The 17,078-nt window shown below is 57.8% G+C and carries 16 protein-coding genes; 6 read left to right on the top strand and 10 right to left on the bottom strand.

Features of this window, described 5'->3' with window-relative positions; translation table 11 throughout:
• The first annotated feature begins 50 nt into the window (after positions 1 to 50).
• A complete protein-coding gene (locus QRN20_RS24095; RefSeq protein ID WP_122501023.1) occupies positions 51 to 971 on the top strand; it encodes a LysR family transcriptional regulator in 921 nt (306 codons plus the stop codon).
• A 173-nt stretch (positions 972 to 1,144) separates the two neighbouring features.
• Here the strand turns inward: QRN20_RS24095 and QRN20_RS24100 are convergent, their stop codons facing one another.
• A complete protein-coding gene (locus tag QRN20_RS24100) occupies positions 1,145 to 1,960 on the bottom strand; it encodes a hypothetical protein (RefSeq protein ID WP_122517239.1) in 816 nt (271 codons plus the stop codon).
• Positions 1,961 to 2,162: 202 nt separating this feature from the next.
• Positions 2,163 to 2,789 carry a TetR/AcrR family transcriptional regulator gene (locus tag QRN20_RS24105; protein ID WP_122575767.1) on the bottom strand — a complete coding sequence of 209 codons (627 nt, stop codon included), beginning with the start codon at positions 2,787 to 2,789 and terminating at the stop codon, positions 2,163 to 2,165.
• Between the two features lie 143 nt (positions 2,790 to 2,932).
• On the opposite strand from QRN20_RS24105, the gene QRN20_RS24110 reads away from it, so the two are divergent.
• Positions 2,933 to 3,373 (top strand): hotdog fold domain-containing protein, encoded by a 441-nt coding sequence (locus QRN20_RS24110; RefSeq protein WP_025993313.1) that lies wholly within the window; start codon positions 2,933 to 2,935, stop codon positions 3,371 to 3,373.
• Positions 3,374 to 3,425: 52 nt separating this feature from the next.
• Here the strand turns inward: QRN20_RS24110 and QRN20_RS24115 are convergent, their stop codons facing one another.
• From QRN20_RS24115 to QRN20_RS24130, 4 genes are all read right to left on the bottom strand, one after another.
• The gene (locus QRN20_RS24115) at positions 3,426 to 5,279 is read right to left on the bottom strand and encodes an ABC transporter ATP-binding protein (protein ID WP_285361400.1); all 1,854 of its coding nucleotides are present in this window, start codon (positions 5,277 to 5,279) and stop codon (positions 3,426 to 3,428) included.
• A 454-nt stretch (positions 5,280 to 5,733) separates the two neighbouring features.
• Entirely contained in the window at positions 5,734 to 7,440 is a 1,707-nt protein-coding gene (locus tag QRN20_RS24120; protein WP_285361401.1) for an amidase, read from the bottom strand.
• 55 nt (positions 7,441 to 7,495) lie between these two features.
• Positions 7,496 to 8,473, bottom strand: coding sequence for an endonuclease (locus QRN20_RS24125; RefSeq protein ID WP_058430948.1), 978 nt, complete (start codon positions 8,471 to 8,473; stop codon positions 7,496 to 7,498).
• 76 nt (positions 8,474 to 8,549) lie between these two features.
• Complete coding sequence (locus QRN20_RS24130; RefSeq protein ID WP_122588051.1) at positions 8,550 to 9,512, bottom strand: GlxA family transcriptional regulator; 963 nt, start codon at positions 9,510 to 9,512, stop codon at positions 8,550 to 8,552.
• A gap of 175 nt (positions 9,513 to 9,687) precedes the next feature.
• On the opposite strand from QRN20_RS24130, the gene QRN20_RS24135 reads away from it, so the two are divergent.
• On the top strand, positions 9,688 to 9,966 hold the full coding sequence (locus QRN20_RS24135) for an antibiotic biosynthesis monooxygenase family protein (RefSeq protein WP_122421278.1): 279 nt from the start codon (positions 9,688 to 9,690) through the stop codon (positions 9,964 to 9,966).
• A gap of 114 nt (positions 9,967 to 10,080) precedes the next feature.
• Here QRN20_RS24135 and QRN20_RS24140 read toward each other — a convergent pair whose 3' ends face one another.
• The 3 genes from QRN20_RS24140 to QRN20_RS24150 form a co-directional block, all read right to left on the bottom strand.
• Positions 10,081 to 12,138, bottom strand: a complete 2,058-nt coding sequence (locus QRN20_RS24140; protein WP_423251676.1) for a TonB-dependent receptor — start codon at positions 12,136 to 12,138, stop codon at positions 10,081 to 10,083.
• An 81-nt stretch (positions 12,139 to 12,219) separates the two neighbouring features.
• Positions 12,220 to 12,618, bottom strand: a complete 399-nt coding sequence (locus tag QRN20_RS24145) for a DUF2946 family protein (protein ID WP_058430951.1) — start codon at positions 12,616 to 12,618, stop codon at positions 12,220 to 12,222.
• Positions 12,619 to 12,707: 89 nt separating this feature from the next.
• Positions 12,708 to 13,118, bottom strand: a complete 411-nt coding sequence (locus QRN20_RS24150; RefSeq protein WP_058430952.1) for a DoxX family protein — start codon at positions 13,116 to 13,118, stop codon at positions 12,708 to 12,710.
• 90 nt (positions 13,119 to 13,208) lie between these two features.
• Here QRN20_RS24150 and QRN20_RS24155 point away from each other — a divergent pair, with 90 nt between their 5' ends.
• A complete protein-coding gene (locus QRN20_RS24155) occupies positions 13,209 to 13,604 on the top strand; it encodes a winged helix-turn-helix transcriptional regulator (protein ID WP_058430953.1) in 396 nt (131 codons plus the stop codon).
• Between the two features lie 282 nt (positions 13,605 to 13,886).
• On the opposite strand, the gene QRN20_RS24160 is transcribed toward QRN20_RS24155, so the two are convergent.
• A complete protein-coding gene (locus QRN20_RS24160) occupies positions 13,887 to 15,509 on the bottom strand; it encodes a methyl-accepting chemotaxis protein (protein WP_122435442.1) in 1,623 nt (540 codons plus the stop codon).
• Positions 15,510 to 15,839: 330 nt separating this feature from the next.
• On the opposite strand from QRN20_RS24160, the gene QRN20_RS24165 reads away from it, so the two are divergent.
• Together QRN20_RS24165 and QRN20_RS24170 are read left to right on the top strand one after the other, a co-directional pair.
• On the top strand, positions 15,840 to 16,343 hold the full coding sequence (locus QRN20_RS24165; RefSeq protein WP_096766684.1) for a cupin domain-containing protein: 504 nt from the start codon (positions 15,840 to 15,842) through the stop codon (positions 16,341 to 16,343).
• An 83-nt stretch (positions 16,344 to 16,426) separates the two neighbouring features.
• Positions 16,427 to 17,071 carry a TetR/AcrR family transcriptional regulator gene (locus tag QRN20_RS24170; protein WP_285361406.1) on the top strand — a complete coding sequence of 215 codons (645 nt, stop codon included), beginning with the start codon at positions 16,427 to 16,429 and terminating at the stop codon, positions 17,069 to 17,071.
• Positions 17,072 to 17,078: the final 7 nt, after the last annotated feature.

Genomic DNA, 17,078 nt, shown 5'->3' on the forward strand with positions numbered 1-17,078 from the left:
GTTCCCCATAAAGGGTGCAGCAGAGCCCGAGCTTGGAGCATTGGACACGTATGGAAATTCACAACCTGAACGACATCGCCGCTTTTGTGAGTTCGGTGAACGCGGGTAGCTTCACCGCTGCGGCCAGGCAACTGGGGCTCACGCGTTCGGCAGTCGGCAAATCGATTGTGAGGCTGGAAGCTCGATTGCAGGTGCGTCTGCTCAACCGGACAACCCGCAGCCTGAGCCTGACGGACGACGGTCAGGTCCTCTACGAACGCTGTGTTGGCATCCTTCAGGATCTGGACGATGTCGAGGACGCACTGGCATTTCGTCGTTCGACACCCAGCGGCCGATTGCGCATGAGTCTGCCGGTCGCCTTGGGCAGGCTCCACGTTCTCCCTCACATTGAACGCTGTCTGAAGGACTGGCCTTCGCTAAGCGTGGACGCGACGTTTTCTGATCGATTGGTAGATCTGATTGACGAGGGGTTTGATCTGGCGATGCGGATCGGCCCGCCCAAAGAGGATTCCCGGCTGCTGACGCGCACCGTTGCGTACCAGCAGATGATCACCTGCGTTTCACCGCACTACCTCGCCGACCATCCACAACCCCAGACGCCCGAGGAGCTGTCTGCGCACGAATGCCTGCATTTCGTCAGCGGGGGAAGATTGCTGCCGTGGCATTTCCGGGTGAACGGCCAGACGGTCGGTTTCACGCAAGGCGGACGGCTACAGATGGACAGCGCTGAAGCGCTGCATCAGTCTGCGTTGGCTGGTTTGGGCATCACGACGCTTCCGTCTTATGTCGTGAGTCATGACCTGCGCAGCGGCAAGCTGGTTCGAGTGCTCGCAGATTACGCTGAGGCCGCAGAGCCTATCCGGATCATTTACCCCAGCAAGCGGCACCTTTCGCCCAAGATACGGTTGTTTATCGACCGGCTGGTTGAGGCGTGGTCGCCGTGTGCTCCGTGGGAAGAGGGTCGGGATTGATACAGTGGGTTTACCTGATTAGAAGTTCGATGCGCGGTAGCGTCCATGCAAATGTAGCGCGGCCACCCGCTAATGTTACTGGAATTAAAGCGCTCTCGCTCAAAGCAGTACGCTACCTTTCAATGTTATGCTGCGCTGAAAACGAGGTGGTCAGTTTTAAATGAGTCTGGCCCCTACTGTATTGTTTGCTCGCACGTGTAGTGCTTGAAAAGTAGCTCAATGATTACTTTTGCTCCGTCTTGAGTGATGCATTCAATTGACAGCGGTTCATTGATGTTGTCATTGAGAAACGTTCTGTCGTATGGAGACAGCTCTGCAGTTATTATGACGGTGTCGCCTGTTTGGAAATGGCTTGGCTTTAGGGATGTGAAGATGTCCTGATAGTTGAGCAGGCGTGAGCGGACACTGCCGCCGTATGTGCATTCGAATGTAAAGGTGGCTAAAGCTGGATGGGCTTGCCTTATCTCAATGCTATAGTCTCTCGTCCATTTTTGCGTCCCGGCATCAAGGTTTTTCAACGAGAGTATAGGTGTGCCCGGTTTGAAGCCCTGCTGAGGCTCGGCCGACATCACAAGAGGTCTGCCGGAAAATTTCTTCTCGTGGTTTTCCTTGATGTTCCGTAGGTCACTGACTTTATACGTTGCTGTGTCGTTGGTGAGCATGTGGTGTGGATAGCACATATATAAAAGATTGTCGTATGCCCTACGGTCTTCATTGTTCTGATCTATGTTGAATCTTTCTCCTCCAGGCTCTGCTGCTTCAATATGACAGAGTTGCCCTATGTAAACGCCCTCGGCGGAAAGCATGGACTCTTCGCAGTCCGGAAATGCGCACTGATTACCTGATCGGAGCTGCAAGGCTCTTAGTGTTTCCGGAAGAGGATTCAATCTTTTGGGTTTTTCTGTCATGTCAGAGTCTTGAATAATGTGAGTGGGAGGCTGCAGTGTGGTTGCGTTACCCATTTTTTTGTTGAGAGTGACAGCTTTCATTCTTTACAGATCAAGCCTAATGACGGAATAGAAAAAACTCAACCCGTGATCGAAAAATATTCGCGATGTTTTTCATGACGTCGTCTCTTTCATTGGTGATGGTGAGTCGGATACATGTACCCCTGTTAACAGCGGATGATGTTATTGAGGTACTCAAGCTGTTGCGGATATAGTGTTTCTAATATCAAAGCGAGTCCTAAAGTTAATCGCAACCTTTCCGCCCAACCCCCCGCCAGGCCGCCTCCGCCAGCCCCCCCTTGTAAACCTCTGGCCCGCGCTTCACCCGCCCGGAAAGCCAGGCCCTGCAGTAACTCTCCGCCGCACCAATCACCAGTGACGGCATCAGTTCAAACGGCAAATCCAGCAATGCCTCCCGACGCCCCGGTTCGGCAAACCACTCTCTCAACTTCGCATTCCTCGCGCGGTTGGCTTCTTCAAGCTGCTCACTGAACCCGCTTTTGGCCACGGCAAAGCGTGCCTGGTACTGAAAGCGCGCCCAGTCCGGTTGGCTGACGACCCAGTCCACGTAGCTGTTGACCATGGCGTAAACCCATTCCCTGGTGGTGCTGATGTCGCTCAGGTAGTGGTCGCGAAGTCTGGCCTGGTCTTCGAGGGCGGCCATGTAAAGGGCGGCGACGAGGCCTTCCTTGTTTTCGAAATGGTGATAAATGGCGCCGACGCTCATTTCGCTTTCGGCGCGAATGGTGTCGATGGTGGTGGCTTCCACGCCGTGCTCGTTGAACAGGGCGAGGGCGCAGCGAAGGATGTGTTTCTTGGACTCGGAGCGACGGCCGGGGTAGCAGCGATCAAGGAGGTCGGCAGGTTCCATTCTTCGGTCCAGGCAAAAGAGGGGATGGTAATGGATGTGGCGGTCTGACACGAGCGATTGACAGGAAGTCAGAATACAGAATAGTGTTCCGTAACAGAATAATATTCTGTAAGCCCCATTACGATAAAAACCAGAGGCATCCCATGAGTCAGACTCTCAGCATGTACCAAAGCGTTGGCGCGTCAGCGTTCAGCAATATGGCCTGTCAGATGGCCCCGTATTTCAGCACCATCACGCCTGAAATCTCGGTTCTGGCGCCGGGCCGTGCAGAGGTCAATGTGCCGTTTCGCAAGGAGATCACCAACCATCTGGCATCGGTTCATGCCATTGCGCTGTGCAACGCGGCCGAGTTGGCGGGTGGAATGATGACCGAGGTCTCGATACCGGCAGGCGCTCGCTGGATTCCGAAAGGCATGACCGTCGAGTATCTGGCCAAGGCCAAGACGTCGATTCATGCGGTTGCAGATGGCAGCGAGATCGACTGGACGTCGTCGGGTGACAAGGTGGTGCCGGTCGATATATTCGACGAGGGCGGCGTGAAGGTGTTTACCGCACGCATCACGATGAACGTGAAACTGGGCTGAGGCCCATCGGACAGCATTCGCCCGCCGTTGCGGCGGGCGATTGGCTTTCAACCTAGTCCATCACCTCTGCCACACCCTGATCTTCTCCCAGAAAACCACCGCTCTGGTGCTGCCACAACCGCGCGTAGGTGCCATTCCTTTCGAGCAGTTCGCTGTGGGTGCCCTGCTCGATGATGCGTCCGTTGTCCATCACGATGAGTCGGTCCATGGCTGCAATGGTGGACAGCCGATGGGCGATGGCGATGACGGTCTTGCCTTGCATCATCTCATCAAGGCTTTCCTGAATCGCCACTTCGACTTCCGAATCCAGTGCGCTGGTCGCTTCGTCAAGCAGCAGAATCGGAGCATTCTTGAGCATCACCCGGGCAATCGCGATGCGCTGGCGCTGGCCGCCCGACAGCTTGATGCCGCGCTCACCCACCAGCGTGTCATAGCCGCTGTGGCCTTGCTTGTCGGTCAACTGATTGATGAAACCGTCAGCCTGAGCGTTGATCGCCGCCCTGCGGATATCCTCGTCGGTCGCATCCGGTCGGCCATAAGCGATGTTGTCGCGAATCGAGCGGTGCAGCAGCGACGTGTCCTGCGTGACCATACCGATGGTGCTGCGCAGGCTGTCCTGGGTGACGTGCGCGATGTTCTGCCCGTCGATGCGAATCTCGCCGCTGTCCACGTCGTAGAAGCGCAGCAGCAGGTTGATGAGGGTGGATTTGCCCGCACCGGAGCGGCCCACCAGACCGATTTTCTCGCCCGGACGGATGCTCAGATTCAGGCCATCGAGCACCTGACGCTCGCCGTTGTAGTTGAAGCTCACGTTGTCGAACGTCACCGCGCCGCCAGAGGTGACCAGCACGCCTGCATCTGGCGCATCCTGAACCTTGGGACCGCGGGTCAGGGTTTCCATGCCGTCCTGTACTGTGCCGATGTTTTCGAACAGCGAGGTCATTTGCCACATGATCCAGTGCGACATGCCGTTGACGCGTAACGCCATGGCGGTAATGGCCGCCACTGCGCCTGTGCCGACTTCACCTTGGTGCCACAGATACAGGGCGTAGCCGCCAGCGGCCATGATCAATGCGACGACCAGGGCCTGATTGACAATCTCGAACTGGCTGACCAGGCGCATCTGGCGAAAACCGGTCTGCTTGAAGTCTTCCATCGCGGCGCGTGCGAAGTGCGCTTCACGTTTGGAGTGGGAGAACAGCTTGACCGTCGTAATGTTGGTGTAGGCGTCCGAGACACGTCCGGTCATCGATGAACGTGCATTGGCCTGTTCCTGGCCGACCTTTCCCAGGCGGGGCACGAAATACATCATAGCCAGCCCGAACAGCGCAATCCACGCGAGGAAAGGCAGCATCAGTTTCAGGTCGAAGCCGCCCGCCAGCGCGATGATCGCAATGAAATACACGCCGATGCCGGGCGCGATCTCGATAAGGGTGAACAGCACTTCGCGAACGGAGAGCGCTGTCTGCATCACCTTGGTCGTGACACGGCCGGAGAACTCGTCGGAAAAGAACGAAAGGCTTTGCCGCAGCATCAGCCGGTGGAAATCCCAGCGCAGCCGCAGCGGCAGGTTGATCGCCAATACCTGATGCTGGACCATGGTTCTCAACGCCACCAGCCCGATGCTGACTACCAGAATGATACCGATGCCCCACAGCACTTGGCTTTCCTGCCCGCTGACCTCACCGCCCGCCTTCCACGTCGAGAGCAGATCCACGACCTGCCCCAGGAAGGAAAACAGCCAGGCTTCGTAAATCGACACACTGGCGCCCAGTAATGCCAGCGCGAGGATGTAACCGCGGGCACCCCGTGTGCAGGCCCATAGAAATTTCACCAAGCCTTCAGGCGGTGGTGGTGTTTCGTCGGGCGGGAAAGGGTCAAGCCGTTTTTCAAATGCCTGAAGCATCAGCAGTCTCCATGGGAATCAGTTAAAGCGATCCTGTCGTTGCGCTGTACGTTGAGCTTCCGGGACAAGGTGCCGCGCTCAAGAGTAAAAGTGAAGCTGTGTAAAGTCAGTCAGTAGCAGACCTGCTGCAGGAGCAGGGGTTGCACTTGCAAGCACCGGATTGTGGAGGAGGGCAAGCTGCCTCTTCTCAAAACTCTGTAATTTACTGAAATGCACGCACGCCTGCTTCTGCCCGAAGGGCGTGGGAGCTCTCGGAGGCTACGACGGCAGCGATGGGCTGCGCAGCGGCCCCAGGTTGCATCTGACACACCGCGTAGGCAGGTATTGCTGCCGGTTTCCGGTAGATCGCCGGCAAGCCGCCTCCCACAGTTCGGTGTTTACTGCGCGACAGTGTTCAGTCAGACACTTTTGCTCGCCCGCATCTGCGGCGGGCGAACACTCCCTTGCAACTGCGTCAGTTACCCAGCGGTGGCGTGCGGGGCGGGATCACGCGTTTGCTGCCCATCGATTCAAAGGCCGAGGCAAAACGCAGCAGGTTGGAGTCGTCATACGCACGACCGGCGAAGGTCAGCCCGACAGGCATGCCGATATCGGCCATCAGACCCATCGGCACGGTAACGGTCGGTACGCCCAGATGACGGATGGCGAGGTTGCCGTTGGCGACCCAGACGCCGTTGCTCCAGGCGATGTCGGCGGACTCGATATTGATGTCCGCATCGGCAGGTCCAACGTCGGCCACGGTGGGGAACAACACGGCATCGAGCCCGAGTTTTTCCATCCAGTCTTCAAGGTCTATGCGGCGCGTCTGTTCCAGTCCGCGCAGGCCGTCCGGCAGCGTCGGGATTTCGTTCCAGGGCGTGATGCCGCGCTCGGCCATGCGCACGTATTCATCCATGCCAGCCGCCAGATCGTCCTCACGATTGGGCAGGGTGCCAGGGTCGTGCGGGAAGATTTTCGGCCCGTCGACATCGACGAGGCGATTCAACGCCGGGTCACCGTTGGCGCGCAGGAAGTCATCGAATGCCCAGCCGGAAAGATCCCACAACTCGTGGTGCAGAAACTCTTTCGAGACCAGCCCGCGGGTGAACACCGTTGGCGCGCCGGGACGATCACCTTCGCAGTTGGAAACCAGCGGGAAGTCGACGTCGATCACTTCGGCGCCTGCTGCAACCAAGGCCTGGCGTGCGTCTTCCCAGAGGTCGATCACAGAAGGCCGGGTGATGATGCGCTGGCCGGTCGGACCACCGATACCGGGTTTTTCAGCGGTGCCTGCATCAGGGTCGGCATTGATGTACATGCGCGGCACACCGAAGCGCTTGCCAGCCAGGCTTTCTGCGCCAGCACTCAACTCCGTGTAGGCGGCAGGGCGTACCGAGGCGACGGACGGAATCGGCACCCAAGGCTGCAGGCGCCACAGATCGCCGCGTGTTTCCGGGTCTTCGGCGACGATGACGTCCAGCACTTCCAGCAGGTCGGCCATGGTTCGGGCGTAGGGCACGACCACGTCCATGGTCGGCGTCAGCGGCCAGTTGCCGCGCACCGATATCACCCCGCGTGAAGGGGTGTAGGCGCACAGGCCGTTGTTGGAGGCCGGGCCGCGTCCGCTCGACCAGGTTTCCTCGGCCATGCCGAACGCCGCGAAGCTGGCGGCGGTGGCCGTGCCTGCGCCGTTGGACGAGCCGGAAGCGAAGGGCGCGGTCAGGTACTTCGCGTTGTAGGGGCTTTCGGCGCGTCCGTACACGCCACGCTGCATGCCGCCATTGGCCATCGGCGGCATGTTGGTTTTGCCCAGACAGATGGCGCCGGCAGCACGCAGACGGCCGATGGTGAAGGCGTCTTTCTGGGCGACCAGATCGACAAACGCCGGGCTGCCCGACGCGGCCGTCAGGCCCTTGACCAGATAACTGTCCTTGGCGGTGTAGGGGATACCGTCGAGGGGGCTCAGCGTTTCGCCTTTCGCACGACGCGCGTCAGACGCTTGCGCCTCGGCAAGCGCCTCAGGGTTAGGCACCACCAAAGCGTTCAGTGCCGTGGCAGTGTTTGGTCCGTCATAGGCTTCGATGCGTGCAAGGTACGCCTTAACCAGCTCGACGGCAGTGGTCTTGCCGGATTCAAGCGCCGCGCGCAGCTCGGCAATGGAGACTTCTGTGACTTCGATCATGGGATTCTCACCGACGGCTGATAGGGAACGGCACAGGCGCTCGCGTTGTGTGCACTCAGGTGCAGTTGCCTGCTTTGCGATAGCCCGCCGCCCTGGCTTTGGATTCAGAGTCGAAGGATATCCGATTTTTCGACGAGACTTTATCGTAGCTCGGGCAGCCCTGCGGCAGGTGATAGATGTGGCTGTTGAGGTTGCCGATAATCACGCCTGCCGAGGATGCGCGAGGTGCAGGTTTCTTCGCGTCAGGCTGCGTTGTGGCCTGGGCGGTTTTCTGCGGGATGGCGCTGACTACGCCGTCGCCGACCGGCTTGTAGCCTTGCGTCCAGGTACGGGCACGGCTGACGAACGGATTGGCATGGCCCATGACCGTTGCGATGCGACGATCACGTTCCTTTTCCCACGCCGTCACCGGGTATTGCTTGTCCCAGGCCATCAACAACTGTTGCTGCTGACGCGACATGTTCAGGTTGTACCGATCGAACATGTAAAAAGTGGTGCGGGCAACCATGCCTTTCACTTCGTCACGCGGTTCGGCAACGTTCTGCTGGAAATCGACCTTGGTCTTGCACTGGCCATACTGCGGCGCCACGCCTGAGGCCATGCCGTAGTTGTAATTGTTGCGGTCGCCGTTCACTTCGCCCACTGCCGGGTAAAGGTTGAACAGATCGGCTTCCATGGCCTTGAACACCGGGTCATCGTTTTCGCAAAATTCGCGTCCGCCTTTCTGCCAGCACTGACGCTGATGGCCGAAGGTCCAGGCCGGTACGATGTGCTCCCACTCGGTACGCTCTGCACGGTTCTCCTGTTTGCGGGCCTGCAGGCCACAGGAGCCAGCATCGATGCGGCCACCTGATTTTCCGACCCAGGTCCATTTGCAGCCGCAATAAAGATCGCCCTGAGCACTGCTGGCCTGATCGAGATAGATCTTTTGTTTGGCAACCACCTTGGCCTCGGAGAAGGTCGAAGGCGGCTCTGCGAAAGCGGGGTTGATAGCGAGGAACGACAGCGTCAATACGTAAAACAGAAATTTCATGAGTCAGCATATTTCAGGTTCAGGGGCGCGCATTGTACTCATGACAGCCCGAGGGTAAACGTATGATTCAGCTTGATTACAGTTGCGCCTTGAAGCGCGCACGGTGTTCTCTGGGCGTGATGCCGAAGGCTTTGATGAACCGGCGGATCAGCGTTGCCTCGCTGCCCATGCCGCAGCGTTGTGCGATTTCCTTGAGGGGTTTGCTCGACGTATCCAGCAGATGACGCGCCGCTTCCAGGCGGATCGACTCGACCATTCTGCTCGGTGTGCGGCCGGTGCTTTCACGGTACTTGCGGATGAAGGTCCGCTCGCTCATGTTCATGAAATCGGCGAGCGCGGTGACGGATAAATCATCACACAGATGCACATTCATCCAGGCATGAAGGTCGGAAAACTGGCTGCTCTTCGATTGCAGGGCCAGCGAGGAACTGAACTGGTCCTGATCGCCGGGACGCTTGAGAAACATGATCAGATGCCGGGCCACTTCAAGGGCTGCGGAGTGCCCGAGGTCCTGCTCGACGATGGCCAGTGCCAGGTCGATGCCTGACGTCACCCCGGCAGAGGTCCAGATAGCCCGGTCGTTGATGAAGATCGGCCCGCGCCTGACCTTGATGGCGGGAAAACGCTGTTCCAGTTCGTCGTACGCGGACCAGTGAGTAGTGGCTTCCCGTGCGTCCAGTTTGCCCGCAGTCGCCAGAGCAAACACACCCGTACAGACCGACACCAGACGCTGGGCCTTATCGGCATGCGTGACGAAGTGGCTGAAGAATCTGGCGTCCTTGCAGAAGTCATGGATGCCTGGCCCGCCGGGAACGATCAGCGTGTGCGCAGGTGTGGTGTCGGCGCACAGGTGTTCGGCGCTTAACGAGAAGTTGCAGAAGATGTCGGTCGGGGAGTCGAGGACGAGAACAGAGAGCGCGTAAGGCAGGTCGGCACTTTTGGCGAGATGGTTTGCAGCGACGAACACATCCAGTGGCCCGGCGAGATCCAGAAGACTGACGTGAGGGTAGGCAACGAACTGTATCGACTTGGCAGGCATTTATACGTGCTCCAGTGCCAGCGGCGGCGGGGGCTTCATCAGTTTGGCGGGAATGATCAACGCTTTGTCATTTATTGAATCAAGGGCCGATTTATCCTGATTCTGCTTTCTTCGGCAGCTTCGGGCACTGCCCTGTACACGTTGATCTTTTTGGAAGGTTCGGAGAACTGACGCCATGTCACGTCTGGTCAGTAGCATCATGGAATTCGACGCAAGAATGGACGCTGATCTCAACCACGAGATATCGGCCATGTTGTCGGCTATCGCGCAACAGTCGGAACAGTGCGCAGGTTGTGAACTGAGAAAAACCCGAGGGCCGCACGGATGGATCGTCGAATGTGTCTGGCGTGATTCAGGCTCCATGCACGACCATTTTTCATCGCCGCAATTGCAGGCGCTGATCCAGCTGTTGGTGTCCCGGTCGAGCAGGATCGTATTCGATATCCCTTGCTGAACAGATTGCGAAGCGTCAATCACTGTCGGGTCTCCAGACAGAGCAGCAGTTTCTTGAAGCGCTCGTTGCACACGGCTGCAACGAGCGCTTTTTATTGAACGTCTGACAGGTCCTTTAGAAGTCCAGCGTCAAACCCGCGTAGATCGCGCGACCATCGCCTGGCGCATGCAGCGACTGCTCCACGCCGCTGCTCGAGTCGTACCACACGTATTCGTAGTATTTGTTCGTGATGTTCTTCGCCTGTACATCCAGGCTCAGCTCAGGTGACAGCTGGTACGTTGCCCCAAGATTGAGCAGTACGTAACTGCCGTATTTGCCGGTGCTGTTGGTTCGTTCCAGATAGTAGTCGCTCTGTCCGTTGATCCAGGTCGAGACTTCGAGTTTGGGCGTCAGCCTATACGCCGAGCCTGCGCTGTAGAGGTGGTGAGGGACGTGATCCATCTCCTTGCCTTTACTGGCCGGAAGATTGGGGTTGGGTTTGAGGATTTCGGAGAACTGCCTGGAATAGGACAGCCACAGGCTGCTGGCGTCGGTGGGGTAGACATTGAGTTGCACATCCCAACCCTTGCGCAGGGTTTGCCCGACGTTTTCGGCATCACCCACGGCGTCGTTGAGCTTGCGCTGTACTTCATCCGAAGCTTTCTGCTCCCAGTACGCGATGCGTCCGTTGACCCAATCGACAGGCTGGAATTTGATCCCGGTTTCCCAGCCGTCGTTGATCGAGGGCTTCAAGTCATCAGCCTGCGTCGCCAGGCGATACGCCGCCGAGCCGACGCCGATCTGATAACTGCGGCCCCAGTTGGCGTACACGCTCGCCTGTTCCCACGGTGAATAGACCACGCTGAGTTTGGGCTGCCGAATCTGGCCGTAGTCGTTGACGTCGGCTCGCTCGCCGGTCAGCTCGTTGGTGTAGTCGCCATAGACTTTGTCGACGCGGTAAGCCGGAATGATCTTCAGCGATTTGAACGGCTCGATCACCGCCTGTACGTATGCGCCGTAAACGTCCAGGTCGAATTGCTGGTCGCGCGTCTGCGCCACCCGCGAACGTTGCTGGGTTCGATACCTGAGGCTCTGGTTTTGCTGACGCTGCACCTCTGCGCCACCTTCCAGCGCGAAGGCGTACAGATGCTCGACCTCGGGACGCCAGGTCAGGCTGCTCAGCGCGCCATATTGCGTCTCGTCGCTGTAGCGTTCCTGTTGCGACGAGGTGCGCCAGTATTGCGTCCAGCGTCGGTCTTCGAAGGTGTTCACATAGGCTTTGCTGGCCCAGCTCAACGTCTCTGACAGCGTCGCGTCCAGATGCAGGCCGAGCTGGTTCATTTCACGCTCGCCGGTGTCAGTGGCGTTGTTGGCGTAGGACTGGCGGGCATGGTCGCGTGCGTCGCGCCGGCTCAGGTAACCGGCCTCGTCGGCATCCACCGTGTAGTGACGGGCAGTGAGGCCCGCGCGCCAGCTTTCATCGTCGGCGGTGTAGAACCACTTACCGGAAAAGCTCATGCGTTCGGCTTCGGCGTGATTGCGATAACCCTCGCTGCCCTGATAGCTGAACGAATAGTTCTGGCTCCAGTTGCCTTGCTCGACGCCTTTGACCAGTTGCAGTTCGCGGGTATCGAAACTGCCGTAGCGCAATCGAAGTTTGCCGTCGTTACCGCCCTGGCGGGTGTTGATGCTCGCGTTACCGGCGATGTTGTGCAGGCCGTATCGCGGGTCATTGGTGCCGCGCACCACTTCGATGCTGTCGATTTCCAGCGGAAAGATCATGTCAATGAACGGCATGTTGCCGTCATTGGTGTTACTCGGAATGCCATCGATCAACAACTTGACCGCGTTGACTTCGCCTTCGCCATTGAAGCCGCGAAACGAAAGCTTGCCCGAGGTGGTGCCCTGGTTGAACTGCGTCAGCATCACCCCCGGAACGCGACCGAACAGTTCCCAGCTGTAATGCACGGGCTGTTTTTCCAGGATGTCGGCACCCAGTACATCGACTGAGCTGAGGATATTGCGGCTGGCCAGCGGGCCGTTCTGGCCTGCTGAAACGTCTACGGCACCGAGCGTAACGACCGAATCTGCGCTGCCACGGGTTTCGGCGATCGCCTCGCTGAGTGGCGTGAAGGCAAAAAGGCAGGACAGCATGACGGGCGATGCAGGGTATGAGGCACGGGGTGTTTTCATGAGCGGCGTATTCCACGCAAAAAAGTGACGCTGTCCCGACGTGCACGCATAAGCGCGCCCGAGGGTTCAGGTTGGGTCAAGTCACACAGCGAGGAACGGAAGAGGAGGCGAGCGGGGGCTGACGGCGGGCCACAGGTAGCGCGGAGGCGGCTGCGCCCAGGAGCGGACGGTGATCGGTGAAATGCTTTTTGCCGGAGCCAGATTCAGCATCCAGTCGCAGGCGTGGCTGGCCGTCAGCACAGTGAAGGAGGAACACACCGGGCAGGACAGTTGGGGGAGTGCGTGCTGCTTCTGATCAGACTCGCTGGCGTCCAGGCCCGCGCTGTCTGAGCCATCCAGCGAACAGTAACCCCCGTTCAGGCCGCTGAGTGCCAGACCGCTCATTTGTCCGTGATGCAAACCGCAGAAGAAAAGGCTCAGCAGGACGCTGGCGTAGAGCGTCCATGCAATAAGCGACCTTTCATCACGGGTTATTTTCATGGGGCGCAACTCTATCACCGCCGCTGCTTTGCAAGCATCGGTCGCGTGTGGCGAATCGTCGCAGTTGTGGGCCTTGCCGAGTGTTCAGCTCAATGGCTGAATGTTGTTTGAAAGAAGGTTGAAGCGGATGCGTAAGGCGATGCAAGTTGGCGAGCGTCATTTTGTGTCATGAACGATATCGCCAGAAACACCAGGCCCATCGCCGCCGGAATGGCGCCCTTGGGTTTGCGCACGTTCAAGTGAGCCATGGCGGACAGGATCAAGTGATAAAGGATGCCTGCGTAGGCAAGGTCACTGAGTGCCACGTTGAAGCGCGACAGAATTACCGCAGGGCCGAGCACTTTTACCGCGATCATGAAGGGGATAAGTCCCGTGGCTGAATAGCCCAGTTCAGCCTGGGCTTCACGTACATAGGTTTGTTTTGTGACGTACATGAGCGCCGACGCGAAATACAGCAGCGACAGCAGGGCGGTGCTGGTCCAGTAAACGTAGAGAGTCATAAGGTTCTCGCTATTGTTTGTATTCGACAGACGGCGAGAATGTAGACTCGTATGAAAACTGACAAGTAGGATGAAATAAGGTGGATTAGTATGGAAAACCTGACTAATACCAGCGCCCATTTGAACATGCATGAAGAAATGCGCCGCGCATTCTCATTGCTGTCAGGCAAATGGAAGCTGGAAATCATGTGGCTGATCAATCAGCGCGTCTATCGTTTTGGCGAACTGCGCAAGGCCATTCCCGGCATCACCCAACACATGCTGACCGCGCAACTGCGCGAGCTTGAGGCAGACGGGCTGTTGACGCGCACCGTGTTCGCCGAAGTGCCGCCGCGCGTGGAATATGAAATCACCGAAAAGGCCCGCGGGCTGGGACCGACCATGGAAGCGCTGACGATCTGGTGGCAGGAACATGGTGCCAGCGTGCCGGTCAGGTCCGCTGGGCGTGGTCGTGTTGCGCGGGAGTCAGGCACGAAATCCAGCTGAAGACACGGGATGTCCTGATCGGGCAAAAACCGCTGACTGGCTCGGCGAAGTTTTGGGAAGAGACCTCGCCCATTTCCGACTCAGCGCTGTCGCGCAGCAAACCCCGGACTATGGGAGGCGGCTTGCCGGCGATCTGCCGGGAACCGGCAGCAAGACCTGCACACACGGTATGTCAGATGTAACCTGGGCCCGCTGCGCAGCCCATCGCTGTCGTCGTAACCTGCGAGAGCTCCTACCCCCTCCGGGCAGAAGCAGAGTTCAGCACTTTTTCGGCAATCAGTCTTACAGCCTGAACCTGCCCACTTCCTGCTGCAGACTGGTCGCGAGATTTTTCAATCCACCGCTGGTCTTGAGCAATTCCTGAACGGACATGTTGTTCTGTTCTGCCATTTGTGCGGAACGCTCCACGCTGCGAGCGACATCCTGGCTGGCGACGGTTTGCTCGCGCAAGGCAAAGGATATCTGGTCCACCACATGCAAAACCTTGCTGGAGCTGTCGCGGATTTCGATGATCGCCTGACCTGCATTGCCTGCCATTTCCACGCCGTTGTTCACTTCCAGCACGCCGCTGCGCATGCTCTCGACGGTCTCTCTGACGCCGGCCTGGATTTTCTCGATCATGCCGGCAATCTCTTTGGTCGATTTGCCTGTGTTCTGTGCCAGCAGGCGCACCTCGTCGGCCACGACGGCAAACCCGCGTCCCTGTTCGCCAGCCCGTGCAGCTTCGATGGCGGCATTGAGCGCCAGCAGGTTGGTCTGATCGGCGATGCCCTGAATCACGCTGATGATCGATGAAATATGCTCGGAGTGCTGGCCCAGGCCTGAAACCTGCGTCGATGAATGCTGCACGGTCCTGGCAATGCCGTTCATGCTCGACAGCGTATTTTCGATGACCTGCGCACCCTCTTTGGATTGCTCACCCGAACGGCTGGCGATCTGATGGGCTTCGTCGGCGTTTTCGGAAACATGGTGAATGCTGACGGTCAGCTCTTCGATGGTGGCGGCCATCATCGAAGCCGAGGTGGACTGCTCCTGGATGGCGCCGGACAGTTGTTCGGAAGCACCGGAAATCTGCTGCACAGACACCACCAGTTGGTTCGAGGCCTGACTGATCTGTTGAATCATCTCGCGCAGGCGCTTCTGCATCCGGTCGAAGGCTTTGGGCAATTCGTCATGGCTGCTGGTGTCGATGACCGTGTCCAGCCTGCCATCGGCAATCGCTGTGGCGGCGTCGATGGCCAATTGCAGGCGTGCTGTGGTGCTGCGGCCCAGTACCGTTGCCAAAATCGCGGAAAGGAGCGCGGCCGCAATGCCGCCGCATATCAGAATCAGCAGTGCGAAGTGCTTGGCGTCGACCATGTTCTGGGTTCTGACGACCAGCAGCACGTTTTCCGCGGCGCTGATTTCGGCCAGGGTTGCACGCATGCTGTCCATCTTGGCTTTGTCGGCACCGGAGGTGATGCGCTTATCCAGTTCATCATCAGGCAGATTGCGCGCGGTCAGATCCCTGCGCATGGCAACGATGGCGTTGACGTCATCTTCAAGCCAGCGCTTGTAGGTGTCTCCCAGAGAAGCGAGGCGTCGCTGTTGTTCAGGATTATCGGCCGTCAGCTGTTTGAGCATATCCAGCTCTTCGGTGAAGCGTTTTTCACCCATGACAAGCGGCTCGAGAAACGCATCTTTCGAGGCAATGACAAAGCCGCGCATGCCGGTCTCGATATTGATCAGTTGTTCCAGAGCCAGTTGCGCTTCGCTGAGGACTTTGTAGGTGTGCACGTTACTGTTGGTAGCGTCCTCAACCTCCTCGAATCCCCTGTAGGCACTGGCCACCAGAACGGCGATAAGCACGACGATAGCGATAAAGCTGAAGTAAAGCTTCTGCGAAATGCTGAGCTTGTTGAGCATGGTGTCAGTCCTGAAACTTGCCTCCCTGGCAGTCCGATGATTTTTTTGTGAGAAGAGCGGCAGTGTTCAAAATTTTTAAGTGATGCCATTTAGATATCATGGTTTCGACTGTGCCTTGGTGAACTTGAGGGGCGAGCGTTAACTATTCGAAATATTGTGAAATAATTTTATTAACTCTCTGTTTTTAAATATTTTTTATTTGGATTTTGGTCGTAATTTATAACGCTTTAAAAGACGAAAGTTGATATTTTGACGGCATAAAGTTGACAGATGCTCGGTAACTTGATGGTCTAAGATGACTACTTCTCGACTGTCTCGGGCTGTGCAGCAATGACACATGACACCTCGCTTGAACTGGCTTCCCGCCTGATCCGCAACATCAATGAGGTCTCGCTTGAAAAGCAGGTTCGCGACCCGTTGTATGAAAGTCTGGCAGGGCAGTTGGCAACGGGAACGGCCGCCAGCAAGTTGGGCGCCTCCATCGATATCGTTGCGCCGGGCAAGCGCTCCTGCCCTTATCATTTTCATCATGCGCAGGAGGAAATGTTCATCGTCATTGAAGGTGAAGGCAGCCTGCGGGTTGCAGACCAGATGCTGCCCATCAGGACTGGCGATGTGATCTTCATCCCGCCAGGGCCGCAGTACCCTCACCAGATCATCAATACCTCGTCAGCACCTCTGAAATACCTGTCGATCAGCACCCGTGAAAAACCCGAGATCTGCGAGTACCCCGACTCCGGCAAGTACCAGGCCATGGCGTCCGGTGAAGGCGCTGCTTTCGTGGCCAGACAGCGGGTCGATCTGAATGTGGACTATTGGGATGGCGAGCCTTAAGCCGCACACTCTCGTGCACATGCGCACGGGTTGCTGTGCCTGTATGCTTCTGCCGACTCAAACGTGAAGTAAACGAATTCATCATGTCCGAAAACGTGCCCGATACCGCCGCAGCGCCAGCCGCCAAACGTCGTCGCATCCCGAAAGGGGATTTGCGTAAGGTCGATATCATCAAGGCAGCGCTGGTGATCTTTGCCCGCGATGGCTTTGCCGGTGCGTCGCTGTCGAACATCGCCAAGGTGGCGGGTATTTCCCAGGTCGGATTGCTTCACCATTTCCCCAACAAACTGGCGTTGCTGCAAGCGGTGCTCGACCATCGGGATCAGTACATCTCGACACGGTTGCAGGACGCCGAACAGGTGGCAACGCTGGAAGGCTTTGTCGCGTTTCTGCGGTTCATCATGCGATTCAGCATTGAAGATGCGTCTGTCAGTCAGGCGCTGATGATCATCAACACCGAAAGCCTGTCAGTTACTCATCCGGCGCATCGATGGTTCTGCGAGCGTTTTCATATCGTCCACAGCCATCTGCAGGCGCAGTTGAAGCTGCTGTTGCAGGCGGGCGAAGTGCGTGAGGACATCGACGTGAAACAGGTCAGCATCGAGCTGGCGTCGATGATGGACGGGATGCAGATCCAATGGCTTCGTTCACGTGCCGACGTGGACATCGAAGGCGCATTCAACCGGTTCCTCGACCGAATGGTGTCGGACCTGCGGGTACGCCAGTAGAGAAGAT

Origin of the sequence: Pseudomonas sp. fls2-241-TYG-175 (assembly GCF_030209155.1) — a bacterium.
GTDB lineage: Bacteria > Pseudomonadota > Gammaproteobacteria > Pseudomonadales > Pseudomonadaceae > Aquipseudomonas > Aquipseudomonas viridiflava.